Origin of the sequence: Microbacterium fluvii (genome assembly GCF_025515205.1) — a bacterium.
GTDB classification, from domain to species: Bacteria; Actinomycetota; Actinomycetes; order Actinomycetales; family Microbacteriaceae; genus Microbacterium; species Microbacterium fluvii.
In genome coordinates this window covers 73,891-87,691 of record NZ_JAOPFX010000004.1, presented here as the reverse complement: position 1 = coordinate 87,691, position 13,801 = coordinate 73,891, and the positions used below count along the sequence as shown (strand labels likewise).

The 13,801-nt window shown below is 63.4% G+C and carries 7 protein-coding genes; 6 read left to right on the top strand and 1 reads right to left on the bottom strand.

Going from position 1 to position 13,801, the window contains the following annotated elements:
- The first annotated feature begins 547 nt into the window (after nt 1-547).
- From OAW74_RS14235 to OAW74_RS14215, 5 genes are all read left to right on the top strand, one after another.
- Complete coding sequence (locus OAW74_RS14235) at nt 548-1,852, top strand: sensor histidine kinase (protein ID WP_262875052.1); 1,305 nt, start codon at nt 548-550, stop codon at nt 1,850-1,852.
- Nucleotides 1,849-2,526, top strand: coding sequence for a response regulator transcription factor (locus OAW74_RS14230; protein ID WP_262875051.1), 678 nt, complete (start codon nt 1,849-1,851; stop codon nt 2,524-2,526). The genes OAW74_RS14235 and OAW74_RS14230 overlap by 4 nt, the downstream gene beginning before the upstream one ends.
- Before the next feature lie 192 nt (nt 2,527-2,718).
- Nucleotides 2,719-5,373, top strand: coding sequence for a class III lanthionine synthetase LanKC (lanKC, locus tag OAW74_RS14225; RefSeq protein ID WP_262875050.1), 2,655 nt, complete (start codon nt 2,719-2,721; stop codon nt 5,371-5,373).
- Between the two features lie 946 nt (nt 5,374-6,319).
- Complete coding sequence (locus tag OAW74_RS14220) at nt 6,320-7,162, top strand: hypothetical protein (RefSeq protein WP_262875049.1); 843 nt, start codon at nt 6,320-6,322, stop codon at nt 7,160-7,162.
- The gene (locus tag OAW74_RS14215) at nt 7,159-9,246 is read left to right on the top strand and encodes a KAP family P-loop NTPase fold protein (protein WP_262875048.1); all 2,088 of its coding nucleotides are present in this window, start codon (nt 7,159-7,161) and stop codon (nt 9,244-9,246) included. Before OAW74_RS14220 ends, OAW74_RS14215 begins: the two co-directional genes overlap by 4 nt.
- 50 nt (nt 9,247-9,296) lie before the next feature.
- Here the strand turns inward: OAW74_RS14215 and OAW74_RS14210 are convergent, their stop codons facing one another.
- Nucleotides 9,297-10,166 carry a hypothetical protein gene (locus OAW74_RS14210; protein WP_262875046.1) on the bottom strand — a complete coding sequence of 290 codons (870 nt, stop codon included), beginning with the start codon at nt 10,164-10,166 and terminating at the stop codon, nt 9,297-9,299.
- Nucleotides 10,167-10,621: 455 nt separating this feature from the next.
- On the opposite strand from OAW74_RS14210, the gene OAW74_RS14205 reads away from it, so the two are divergent.
- Nucleotides 10,622-13,687, top strand: coding sequence for a hypothetical protein (locus OAW74_RS14205; protein WP_262875044.1), 3,066 nt, complete (start codon nt 10,622-10,624; stop codon nt 13,685-13,687).
- The last annotated feature ends 114 nt before the right edge of the window (nt 13,688-13,801 follow it).

The window sequence follows — 13,801 nt, the reverse complement described above, 5'->3', positions numbered from 1 at the left end:
CAGCTCCGTTGCCTGATGTTGGCGGTCACGGTGCACCTCTCGCCGCCGGAGGACAGGGGCACCAAGACGCATCCTCGCCTCCCAGACGCCATGGGGTGCGGCGCAGACAACACTCCGGACGTCAAGTAAGGCTTTTATCCCGTCACTCAGTCTTGATTCAATCGAGCTGAGCATCCGCAACGTCTGACTGCAAGTTGCGGGCTCGCGGACCCGCATGGAGCTGCAGGTCGTCGCAGCATGGCTCGCGGCGCACTCCGGGTAGCGGACGCCCTTGGATGTGGAAGGTCTGGCGTAAATCGAGCGGGAGATTTCACTCGTTTGGCTGACGCACGAGTGCCCCTTCGGCCGCGGAGTCACCAGCAGCATGGGCTTTCTCCCGGTATCCGGATCGCTCGCATGTCGCTGCGGTGGGCTCCGACGGATGCGCGACGTGTGCCGCACCGGGCAGGCGAGCACAGATAGTGTCAACTGCACATCATCGGGGCGCCTGCTACGCGGCCGCCGACCTCAGTTCCCAGGCACCCACCTGGATTGGAGCACGACATAGATGCCCACTCAGCCGATCGGACGCTTGGGCGAGACATTCGATGACGCGGGCGTCGCCCCCGGCGCACTGCTGAGGTCACGTCGCTCGGCGTGGGTGTTCGCCAGCGTGGTCTTCCTCACCACCGTCATCCAGGTGTTGGCTGTGCCGATCACCGCCCTTGCCCAGTCGCAAGGGCCTTGGCCGCTCACGGTCTCCATCCCGGCAGGCTTCACGTTGCTCGTGGCGGGCTGCGCGCTCCAGGCAGCGGCTCTCCTGCTCACGCCCCGTTGGCCAGGGCTGGCCGTCAGCAGCGTTACTGCCGTCTACCTGGCCCTTGCTCTCGGGCTTGGCGTTCCGTCGTGGCTCATTGGCATGTACTTGGTGATTGCGCTTTCGGTTTTCTTACTCGCCACGCGTTCCTCGGCGGTCAGCGCCATCGGCTGGGCGGTGGGCGTGGTCGCGATAAGTATGAGCGCGCTACTGTGGTGGGTTCTTGCGATCGGCACCGAAGCAAGTGCCGCACTCGGATACGTGTCGGCTGAGGCCGTGAGATTCGCCGCACCAGTCGTCGGCGGCGCGGCGCTAGGGATCTGGTGGGCGGCGCAAGTCAGACGCGTAACCCTGGCGCGGGAAGAGGCTGAACTCGCACGGCAGGAACATGACCGCCGTGTCGGCGAGGCCGAGGAACGTGAGCGAGCCCGCATCGCACAAGAACTGCACGATGTCGCGGGCCAACACCTCGCTGGCCTCATCACACTCGCTGACGCCGCCCTGAAGATCGCACCCGCCCACCCCGAGGACGCGATCAGTCTCATCGAAGAGGTCCGAGCCGAGGGCCGCTTCGCAGCTGCGGGTCTCACCGGTGCTCTCTCCGATCTCCGCTCGAACAACATTGAACCCCTGGAGACGACAAAGGACATACGGCGAACGCCCGGCCTGGTGGAGTACTGGCAGAAGCGGGGGATGACTGTCCAGCTCGAAGTCACCGGCACGCTCTCCGACCTGCCCGCTGTCGTGTCCACAACCGCTTATCGGTGCATCCAGGAATCACTCACGAACGCAGCGAAGCACGCGCCTGGAGCCACCGTCTCCGTGTCGATCCGGCTGCACCCGACTGCCCTTGAGGTGACCGTAGCGAACGGGGCACCGCGCAATGAGCGCCGAGAGCATCCCTGGCCGGGGCTTGGATGGGGCCTGAGTGGGATGCGCGAGCGACTCGAACTCCTTCAGGGCACACTGGTCGCCCGTGCAACACCAGCGGGCGGCTGGGAGTCGGCCTTCACCATCCCCGTCGCTCCCACGGGACGGGGAGACGACAGACAATGACTGGCAGCACTAGGCGGATTCGAGTCCTCATCGCCGACGACAACCGCACAGTCCGACGCGCGATTCGGTTGCAGCTTGACAGCGTGTGGGACATCCAGGTGATTGGCGAGGCAACCAACGGCGTTGATGCCGTGAAGGTTGCTCTGAACGAACGCGCCGACGTGGTGCTTATGGATATCCAGATGCCGGGATTGAGCGGGGTGGAAGCGACGCGAGAGTTGACTCAGTCGCCTTCAGCCCAAATCGCGGTGATTGTGATGACCAGCTTTGCCTTCGACCAGTACGTCGTTCAGGCACTCGACGCGGGTGCGGTCGGTTATCTCCTGAAGAGCCACGACCTCGACCAACTTGTCGATGCCATCCGAGCGGCCGCGAAGGGGGAGGCTGTGATATCCCCGCGGGTGACCGCACCAATCCTCCGCGAGTTCATCAAGCGTGGCCCCACGCAAGCCGATCAGTCCCAGTTAGCCCTCCTCACCGCCGCCGAGCGTCGCGTGGTGGCTGCGCTCTCCAGCGGCATCACGAGCAACGATGACATCGCCCTTCGACTCCACGTCTCTGTGCACACTGTGAAGTCCCAATTGCAGTCTGCATTGAAGAAGACTGGACTGGCGGATCGCACACAACTCGCGCTCTGGGGCGCGCGGAACGGCCTCGATATTGGTCGTACGTAGTCCTTTCGGATGAAGTTGGGTCGGCCGTGTTCTATCGCGACTTGGCCGTGCTCGGCGCTCGAATCCCCGTTCACACGCCAAAAGTGCTGGCTTGAGGAGCATCGCGTGCGCTCCGGTCACGGCTGAGTTGCCAACCCGCTGCCAGTTCACAATGTGCTGCGCGGTAGTCGCGCCCTTCGCCGGGGGGAGCTTGTGGACCCGATCTACCCGCAGTTCGCGGCGGCCGGCTCGCCGTTCTACGACAAGCCGGGCCGCCACGAACTCGATTCATCACAGGATTACCGGACCGATCGGGCTCTCGCTCGCCTCGGATGGCTATCTCAGCAGGACGACCATTGGATCCACTGGACTGCGCCCGGCATCACCGTTCCGGAGCAAGGTTGGAAGGTCCACGTGTCGGCCACGCTGGGCACGGCGTCCGAGGCCTTGCGTCAGGCGTCCGCCTACTGCCGCCAGCAGCGAGTCGCCTTCAAACACCTCCGCAGTCCTTCCCGGCTCCGCGCGTCGCTCGCGAAGGATGCCGACCGTATCAGCGCCGCGAAGTTCATCACGATCTATCCAACTGACGATCAGGCACTGCAGAACTGCCTGACGACTCTTCAGGAGTTGCTGTCCGGGCATCCGGCCCCACACATCCTCACCGACCTCCGCTGGGACGACGGTCCGCTGTTTGTTCGCTATGGGGCTTTCATCCGACAGTTCGTCGACGTCAACGGGTTCCAAACCCCTGCCATTCGTGACCCCCGCACAGGCCAGCTCGTCCCCGATGTGCGCGGCACCACCTTCACGTGTCCAGCCTGGGTCACCATCCCGGCATTCCTTCAGGCGCAACTCGACGCGCTTGAGCTCGCACCTCCGAAGGGGTTCCCTCACGTGACGGGTGCCCTGCATCACTCGAATGCCGGGGGGATCTACACCGCAACTATGGGTGGCAAGGAAATAGTCCTCAAGGAGGCACGGCCGCACACCGGGCTAACCCCCGATGATCGGGATGCCGTCTCACGGCTTCAGGATGAGGAGACCGTCCTGAAGGCTCTCATCGGCCGAGGCTACGCGCCACGACCGTTGGCGACATTCATCGCGCACGGACACCGATACCTCGCCATGGAACACATCGAGGGAGATACACTCTCGAATCTTGTAGTCGCGCGCCACCCGCTAGCGTCGGGCACAGCCACCCCGTCGGACTATTCGGATTACCGGTCCTGGGTGCTAGGAATCTCCGCTTCGCTTCGCGCGGTGGTGACCGACCTCCATCGCTCCGGGCACACTCACGGAGATCTTCACCCCGGGAACATCCTTGTCACCGCGTCCGGCGATGTCCGGCTCATTGACTTCGAGATGTCTGTGCCGACCGAGCGCGAAACTATTTCGCCCTTTGGTGTTCCCGGCTTTGTCGCGCCCGACGGCCGCAGCGCACGCGATGCAGACCTCTACGCGCTTGCCTGCATCGACCTGCACATGTTTCTCCCACTCACCCCGCTCGCGCAGCAGGCCAACCAGAAATTGCATCAGCTTGTGGAAGTAGCCGCAGAGCAGTTCGACCTCGGTCCTGGGTGGGCAGAGGAAGTCCTTCGAACCCTCTCGCCCCGCACCTCACCGGGGGCTGCGAGGGAACATCGGAAAACTCTCGGTTCCTTGGAGTTCACACGCCCGCGAGGTCTGGACGCGGCAATCACCGGGATCGTTCATGGAATCAGTGTGGACGCCGACCCCACACGGGCTGATCGGCTCTGGCCGGGCGACCCCCGCCAGTTTCGCGAACCAGCGTTCGGGCTAGCCTCTGGTGCGCTCGGCGTTGCGTCGGCCGCCGCGTTGACAGGTCGTCGACTGCGGGACGCAGAATTGCTGTGGATACAGACTGCGTTGCGGGAGACGACGGATCTCAAACGGCCGGGGTTGATGGACGGTATCGCCGGCGCGATTTGGGGCCTGCGGCAGCTCGGTCTGGACTCAGACGCCGCAGAGCTCCTGCAAGTCTTGAGGTCGCGGGGATGGCGTGATGCAGATTGCTCGCTCTACTCCGGCCTTCCGGGGGTCGGGTTGACACTGCTCTCGTTCGCCTCGAGCGATGCCACCGCTGTGTCACAGGCAGCCGAAATCGTTCGGCAGCTCGATGAGAAGTGGAAGACGAAACCGACCAAGTCCCGAGTCGCGACAGACCGCGGTGGCCTACTACGTGGGGCAACTGGCACGGCGCTCCTGGCCCTGGCCGTCTACGAACACACGCGCGACACAAGCCATCTTGAGAGTGCGCGTCGTGCGCTCGACCACGACCTCGCCACGCTCGCGGTCGTGAAAGACGGCTCGCTGCACGTCAATGAAGGGTGGCGTGTGATCCCATACCTCGGGCACGGCTCGGCGGGCGTCGGCGTGGTGCTGGCACGATACATCTCACATACGGGGGACGCGGGGCGGTACAAGCAGACGCTTGATGCGATCGTCCTCGCTGCTTCGACTCCATTCACCGTTCAGGCCGGCCTCCTCCGCGGTCGTGCGGGCCTCATCCACGCTCTGATCCTGCTGGACCGGTTCGGTCTTGCCCCCTCCGACGTTCGGAGCATTGTCGACCACCATGTTTCGCAACTGGCGCTATATGCGTTCCCCGATCAACGGGCTTTGCGCTTCGCCGGCGATGGGCTTCTCCGGATGTCCTGTGATCTTGGCTCCGGCTCGGCGGGAGTGCTCACCGCCCTGCTTGCGTACAGGGAATGGATTGCTGGGGGCTCCCTTCGCTGGTCCGGGTTGCCGTACCTCGCACCCGACTCCCTTATGTCACCGTCGCCACGCGAGTTGGCTCGAGGAGGTGAGATCAATGGGGTACCTCTTGTCGCTACAGGCGCTTGAGCACCGGGGAAAGGAAGCCGTGGACACGCAGTTCGCGAGCACTTTCAGCACGTCGGTGTGCTTGAGCACCTTCTCAACTGTCTGCTGAGGAAGAGGGGGCGGCACCAGCCGCCCCCTCTTCCCTTAGGCGAAGACCCTCTACGTCGTCGAAAGGGCGACTCTCTAGCTCTTGCTTCCCTGTCGAAGCGCAGGTCGAAGACCACGTGAGTTGCCCTACCATGTTTCGCGCGCACGCAGATGTGCGCGGATTGGGGAGAACATGCCTTACTACTGCGTGAACGTGAATGCCCAGCCGGGCAGCGGAGACCACGAAGTCCACGACTCTTCGTCGACAAAGGGGTGCCTGCCTAGCATTTACAGCCGTCGCGACCTTGGTTGGCACAGCAACTGCGCCGACGCCGTCAAGGCCGCGCGACAGTATTACACCGACGTCAACGGATGTTACTACTGCGCGAACGATTGCCACACGACCTGATTGTGATCAGTCCGAGCGAAGCGTGGCGACCGACATCACTGACCACGCGTCATCCATTTGGGTGATGATCCGTACTGCATCTCAGTCACCTACTCCCGCAGCCGAGTCCGCGCGATGTGGGCGGCACGTGCAGCCAACTCGTCTTCGCTGCTGGCTCGGAATTGAACTGTTCCGCGTGCATCGCGTCGAACGCCTGCCGCGCTGCCGCTTCACAGTCAACCTGCGGGGTGAGTGCTGGTCCCACTCGCCCCGCCCTTGTGACCCCGAACCCCTGAGCGAGCATCGCCACGAGGTCGACGACGATGAGTCTCACCTCCGGGTGCCCGGCGTCTTGACCGCCGTCGATGATCTGGTTCGCCCGAACGTCGATATACGCCTCACGACCCTCGCGTACTCCGTCAATTGTTGTACTCAGGCGGGGGGCCGACGGAGATTGCCAGTGCGCGTCACCAGTCCGGCGAGTCGGCCAACATGGCGGATCTTCACCTCGTAAGCCACGAGCTCGCCATCGACGAACGCGAGGATATCCAGGCCTTGCTTGTGACCGCCACGTTCCATGCTCGCGTCGCCGACTCCGGAAAACTCCGCCCCTCGGGCCTCGAGAAGGATACGAGCTGTGTCTTCACCGAGTGCACCTGCGCCCGCGTTGGTCGCGCCGGCCATGGGTCGCATGTCGGTGCGACTCGGTACCGTAACCAAATGAACTGGGGAACTATCCCGGACTGGATCGCAGCAATCAGCACCGGTGGGGCACTCATCCTTGCTCTGGTGCTGTTCGCCAAGGAGCGGTCAGCCCGCAACCGACAGAGCATTGACGATCTCATTACCTGGCAAACGACAGAACACGTTCGCGAGGGTGGATCGGAGGTGGCGCGAGAGCAGATCATCGTGCACGCACGGAACGTCGGCAACCGGCCCGTACGTGCCCCACTGCTGCTGTTCCCCGACCGACGCGGCGGCTATGCGACCCAGATCATCAGTCGTGACGGTGCACCGACGATGATCCCACCTGGCGAAGAGTGCCGAGCGGTTGTTGTCGGGCAGCCACGGAACCCCGACGCGCGGTACGTGCGACTCCGCGCCAGTGACGGGCAACTCTGGTTTCGGCACGTCGATGAGCACCACTATCCGAATATGCTCGGCCAGTCCGTGATCAGCGCGTTCCTCTTCATCTTCGAACGAAGAGATGGTGCAAGCCCTCGTCGACAGCGGCAGAGGGCTGCGAACGGCATCCGTTCGTCGCTCGGCACGGAAGACGAGTCGCTGGTCTCCCTCGATCGCGCCGCAGTCCTCACCGATGAACTCATGTCATGACTGCGCCTCCGACGCCCGGCGACAACCGATGGACTGACGAGCCACTTTCCGACCATAGCGCCGACGAGCTCGGGCGATCCCCGTTCATTGAGACGGTGGCGTCGCGAATTGACCGAGCGACGGTCGCCGACGCGAGCACAGTTTTCGGCCTCGTCGGTGAGTGGGGATCTGGAAAGTCATCCGTTATCGCGCGCGTCAAACTCTCCCTCGCTGAGGACTGGGTGGTGGCGGACTTCACCCCGTGGTCAAGTGGCGACGCTGCGGCCATGTCGATCGAGTTCGTCAGCACGCTGGCGACCGCGCTCGACGTCGAGCCGGCCGGTGAAGGCCGAGCCAAGTTCGCGCGATACGCAGGGTTCGCAGCGCCCCTGCTGGGCGTTGTCCCACTGGCCGGCGCAGTAGTCGCTGACACGGCGAGCAAGGTCCTCTCGGAGATTGCTTCGCGGCCACCATGGCATCAGCAGTTCGAGGAACTGTCGCGGCTCGTGAAAGACCACGGCAAGCGCGTGCTGATCGTCATCGATGACGTGGATCGGCTCGGGGCTGATGAGCTCACCAACCTTCTCCGCATCGTGCGGCTCCTTGGCCGATTCCAGGGCGTTCACTATCTGATGGCCTACGACCAATCCACCGTCGAAGGTCTCCTGGCGGCCAGCGGCGTCGCTGGGAGAGCCACTTCATTCATGGAGAAGATCGTTCAGTACCCGTTCGAGGTGCCGCCGATTCCCCGTGCGAACGCGATGCGACTTGTGCAGGCACTCATGGCGGATCTCGTGCAAGTGACTGGGACGCGTCTCGACGAGGTTGGGCTCCTGCGACAAAGCGAACTCATCGAGGTGCTCGCTTCGATGATCACCACTCCGCGCACCTACGGTCGATATCGCTCTCAGTTACTTGCTTTCGCCGACCATGTCCGCCAGGCGGAACTTGATCTGTTCGACTACGCCGCAGTGACCTGGCTCCGCCTCGAGGCGCACGAGGTCTGGCGACTTCTTCCCAAGTGGAGGTCCGAACTGAACACCGGGTCTCGGACGACCGGCCTACTCCAGCGCGACAAGATCAGCACTGAGGAGTGGAAGCAACGCCTACGCGATGTCGCGGGCGACGCTGATCCCCTGGACCTGCTGCGGGTCTTGGATCTGATGTTCCCGGGAGTCAGTTCGAACTCCATTAGCAACTTCTATGCGCACCCTCGGTCTGTCTCAGAAGATACGTTCATCGGCCGCTACCTTCTTCTCGCGTTGCCAGAAGACGACGTGAGCGACGCGCTCATCGCCGAGGCACTCAATGACATCAACTCGCTTCGGGAGTCGTCGAGCACCAATAGCCTCGGCCAACTCATCGATGGTCCCGAACCCCTTGCGAGCTTGGCCGTGTCACGGGCGATGGATCAGCGGCGACCCGTCACGACTGCGAGCAGACCGCTCATCGACTTCTTGATCGAACGAGTCCAGGCACCGCGGTCGGGTGGCGAACCCGCAGTCGGACCCAGCTCGCTCCTACGCCCCTGGCTGGCACGCGAGCTCGCGATGGGGATCGAGGAGGCCGTTATCACGCCATCAGAAACGCTCGCGAAAATCGGTCACGCTGAGAGCTTCTCCTATGTTTCTCAGTTCTCAAGTGTCCTGGGTGGCGACAACACGAGAGCGAGAAGAACTCTCCAAGGCTTTGCCGATTACTGGGCCGCCGCGATTAAGGAGCGACCCCAAGAACTCATCGAGGATGGGAGTCTCCTTACCGGAGCCGTCGCGTTGGTGAACTATGCGGGCGGATCCGACCGGATAGCGGAGGCACTCGACCCGCTCGCGTCAGACAGTGAGGCATACATCCGTCTCGCGACCGCCTTCGTGCGGTTCCGACGATGGGTGGGCAGCAACTCCGTGACGTACGAGATGACCTTCGAGGCCACCGAATTCCGCACGGTGGTGTCGTCCGAAACTCGGGGCCGGTACGCGGACGGTCTCGCCGCTCAGAAGCAGCACATCCCATACGTCACCGACGACCTCGACGAGCCGGAGGTCGAGGACGTGCAGCTTCGCGAGTTTGTCATCGACTCTCTCCGCGCACTGGACGGCGGCAACTGAGCCGATCAGCGCGCGAACCACTGCATACTCCTCGAGTTCGAAGCTCGGCGCTAGTCGCCTATACGAGTCATCGGCAACTGTGTCAGTCGCGGCGCGCCGAAGGCGTCGATGTAACCGAACACAGCGTTGGCCGCACCAGGCTGTCTCGCCGCCTCCATCTGCTGGGCGTACAAGGCGCCGCCGTAGATCAGATCGAGCCATTCACGCGCACTCTTCGCAAGTTCGCTCATGAAAGTGTCGAGCATCATCAGTCGGGTCTCGTCTCTGACGATGGCGAACTGGGCGTCAAGTCGCGCCCGATAGTCGGGACTCACATTCAACGGACGGGTGTCGGATCGGAGCGTGACGACGATTGCGTCGTCTTTCAGCGCGACTGGGGTCTCGTGAATCTCGTATGAAATCAAGGCTTCGTCGAGGACTTCAATTGGGTCGGTCCCGAAGTCAAGCGCACCCATCAGAATCCTCCTCAAGTGCAACGACGACGAGATGAGCTGCTGATGCTTGTCCGTGATATCGAGTCCGTGGAGCACACCAAGGAGGCTGTCTTCGCGGGGGACACCCGCGACCCAAGGCTGCAGCAGGCGTAGCCGCTCGAGAAGGTCCGGGGGGATCGACTCGAGAGAGGCGACTCGCTTCTCCCACCTTGTCGCGGAGTCGGTAACCGGGAATGTCACCTGAGTCGGCTGTGCGGGCACCGCGCCGTCCAGCGTCGCCAGTGCCCATACGACGTTGTCGAGCATTCCTCTGAAATTGTGGAGCGCATCACCCAGGATGAGCCCCCACTCGTCGACCGGAGGCTCCCGTCGAAGGACGAGCCTCAGTTCCACAGTTCCCTCGTCGACCCTCTTCGGCCGCGCGAGAATCGTTTCGGCCGCCGACCACTCGTCGATGCGACCGCGTAACTCGTTCGCGAGGTGCACTGCGCGCGCGAACTTCAGTTCACCTCGAGTAGTGAAATTCACCCCCGGTTGCAGTAGGCGCTCGCCAATCACGTGCGGCCCGCAGAAGCGATCGGTTGCAGCAGTGGGCTCATGAGGTCTGACGCTAGCGGCATTGCCACCATCGTGCTCGCGCTCGTTTCCTGGGCGATCCGCCGGATGTTTGCTCTGGTCAACATTGCAACTCGCGCGACGCCGTAGTCGTCTCCTGGTCGCGCCGAGGTTCGGACTCGGGCGGGGGCATGTCCGCCTCAATCGGGGCTCCGCGCCTCATCAATGAGTGCCGCGGCAAAGCCAGCGCCGCCCTCGGACGACGCGCTCGGCCCCGGGCGACGTTATTGCCCCACTACTCTGACTCTGGGGCTGCGCCGGCGACGACGAACGTTGTGCTCATCAAGCAGACGCGTGCGAGACCGAGAGCAAGTTCAAGTGGAGGCGTGAACAAATTGAGCGGCTGGCAACCACTTCGAATCGACTCGGCGTTGTATCTGTCCCCACCAAGCCCAACCCCCGCACCAGTGATCGGTCGACTCCAGCAGTTGCCGTTCAGCGATCTTCACTGGCAAGCGTTCGAGTCTCTCCAATGGCGCGTGATGCGCGACGTGCTAGGGCTGCGCAACCCCTACCTTTACGGGAACCCCGGGCAGGCTCAACAAGGAATCGACATCCTTGCCGTCGACGCTCACGGGAGCTGGACGGCGTTGCAGAGTAAGAAATACGTCAAGTTCACGACCACCGACCTGCGCAAGGCTGTGGAGACCTTTCGTGACGCAGATCGCCCATTTCAGGTCGACAGGCTCATCCTCGGAGTCAGCGTGGAACTTCGTGAAACGCGAATGGTCCTAGAATTTGCACGGCTACAGGAGGCGCTTGAGCCGGTCCGGCTCGAGTTGTGGGACGCGCAACGACTCTCGGAACTCCTGCGCGACCGCCCCGAAATCGTCGTGCAGTATTTCGGAGAGCCGACGGCTCGCGGCTTTTGCGGCGATTTCGAGATCTACCGACCGCAAATCGCAGACGCCGACGCGCTCGCTATCAGCGATGCCATCGCCCGCTCCCCAGAAACCGTCACCGGGGCTCGTCCGCTCCTCGACAAGGCAGAGAACACCAGCGACCCTGAAACTGCTATCGGTCTCGTCGAGCTGGCCCAGGCAGCCTTGCGAACCGGAGGGTTCAGCGCCCACGCGAGCCGCCACGAACCCACCCGCGCCGACCTGCTGGTGAAACTGGGGCGCGAGCGCGAGGCCACTCGGCAACTGCTCGACGAGACCTGGGCGGCCCTGGACCGTGGGCGAACGACCAACGCGCAAGTCATCGTCACCCGGCTTGAAACTCTCGTTTCGGCTCTGCCCGATGCGGAAGCCGTGGCTGACCACACCTCGGTGGCCTCTAGAGCCCTTGAAATCTACGTTCACCCACTGGGACTGCTTCCCGACCCGGGTTCCTTGCGAATCGGCGAGGTCGACGACCAGATCAGACTGCTCTTGCTGGCGGGCGAGACGGCCCTCGCCCTGGACGACACCGAATGGCTCGAGTCGGCTTCAACCAGCATTGCGGGGATACGAGAGCGCGGCATAGGCGACCCCTTGCAGGATGTTCGACTACGTCTTCTGCTGGCAGAGTCGACCGGCGACTGGGGGTCACTACTTGAGGAAGCCAGGCGCAGGAAGCTGCGACCCGACGTGGTGTCGCTCGTCTTCGCTCGGAGGGCACGATACTGCGCCATTCGCGAGCAATTCCACGAGGCGGACGCGCACTGGGAAGAAGCGGCCGCGACAGCTTCCCTGGCTCGCAAATGGGATGACGCCGGCGCATGGGTTCTGAGCAAACGAGCCTTCTACTCACACTGGCAACCGTTCAACGGCAGTGAGCTCGTACCGCTAGAGATGGCCCTCGATGAAATGGGCCCGTCTTCGCGCGTCGTCCCCCGGTCGCTTCATGCGTACGAGGACGCACTGGACTCACTTCGCCAAGGAAACCATCGCACCGCAGCCATCGCCGCCAAACGCGCCCTGCGCGACGCCGTGGCCGCAGGCGACTGGGCCGCGGAGAGGAGATCCCATATCGTGTTCGCCGCCGTACTGCAGGCCTCGAATGAGCCAGAGGTCGCTGCCGCACACTTTGCGCGGGCGGGAGCGACGAAGGAGATCGTGGCGCTCAGCGAGGCCTACCAATCGCGCTTCATTGACGCCATCGACGGCCTCCACGGCGGGAACTACTGGACAGTCGGCGCCACCTACCGACTCCTCGCCGCTCAAGAGGACCTGGTTCCAGACGACAAGATCTCCGCCATTGCCAGTCAAATAGTCACCGATCTGCGAGCCGCTGACGAGAGAGCACTGACCGACCTCGCAGTGTTCTCCACATCGCGATATGCCGGCGCGGTGAAAGCCCTCGCAGGTATCGCTGACCGCATCACCGAAAGCGACGCAGATGAGACGCTGAGCCACTTTGAACGCCAGCCTCCCATTCAGGAGAACCACTACCGCACTCACGATGACGACGAAGCTGTCGCCGTTGCGAAGATCGCAATCCGCCACCCGAGTCTTGCGATCCGAGCTGTCCCACACCTTGTCGAACTCCTGGCCCGAGCAGATCGAGCCCGGCAGCCAGCCACCCTGGACGTTCTAGACCGCTATCCCGAACTCGCTCGCGAAGCCCTGAAAGCGACCGACGGTCGCGGGAAGGACTGGGCAACTGAGATGCTTGCGCTCGCGGACCCCGACGAGATTAGTCCGGACGATGCCGCCGCCGCTGTCGCCCGTCTCACGACACCTCTCCTTCACACTCCCGGTATGTACACAGTAGGTACCCGCGCCGTTGGAGACTCGCTCCTCCTCAGCGGACAGCCGCCTGCGGTGCTCAGCGAAGCAGTCACCGAGTTGCTGCGGCGGGCCGGGAGCAGGCACGTCAGCGCATCTGACCGCGGCCAATATCTTGTCGCGGCCGCCAACGTCGCACAGGGCATGGACGAAGTGTCGCGAAGCCGCCTCTTCGCTGAGGCCTCTCGTCTGGTCGAGACAATGTCGCCCTCCGATCCAGACCTGCATGACGCGAAGTACTCACACCCGTTGAGCGCCTTCCGCATCATGGTCGGGCACGCTGACGCACGAGGAGAGGCGGTCTATCTCGCAAGCATCTTGGCCACTGATTCTGACCAGCGCGCAATTGTTCGTCGCCTCGCTTACGCGCTTCTCGGCAGCGGATCCGACGAGTACTACGCAACCCGTGCGCTTCAGCAACTCGGCGCGAGTATGAAGGATGATGTCGCTTTCCTAGCGGGACAGGGATGGGCGATGCGGTGCCTCGCATCCGATTTGTGGGTGAAGCACGGCGGTCCCCAACACGTCGGTGCTCGACTCGCCAGCGATGGAGATGTACGTGTGCGCGAGGCTCTCGCTCGCGCACTCGCTGCGGCCTCGCCGGAACCCAGGCAGGAGGCGATTCGCGAAGTGCTGGCCACAGATCCTTCGTTCCGAGTCAGACGGGCGATCGGCAGCTAGTCCCCTGCACCAATCGGCTCCTCGAATCCCGCATCTGTTCCGCTCACACAGCGATCGGCGGCCAGCGAGACCGCTCCTCACCTCCAGCGGCCGGTCGTAGCACGCAAGCCCTCA

Bases quoted from the DNA above. Each gene is read 5' to 3' on its own strand.
- OAW74_RS14235 (WP_262875052.1), top strand. From the start codon at position 548: ATGCCCACTCAGCCGATCGGACGCTTGGGCGAGACATTCGATGACGCG.
- OAW74_RS14230 (WP_262875051.1), top strand. From the start codon at position 1,849: ATGACTGGCAGCACTAGGCGGATTCGAGTCCTCATCGCCGACGACAAC.
- OAW74_RS14220 (WP_262875049.1), top strand. From the start codon at position 6,320: ATGGCGGATCTTCACCTCGTAAGCCACGAGCTCGCCATCGACGAACGC.
- OAW74_RS14215 (WP_262875048.1), top strand. From the start codon at position 7,159: ATGACTGCGCCTCCGACGCCCGGCGACAACCGATGGACTGACGAGCCA.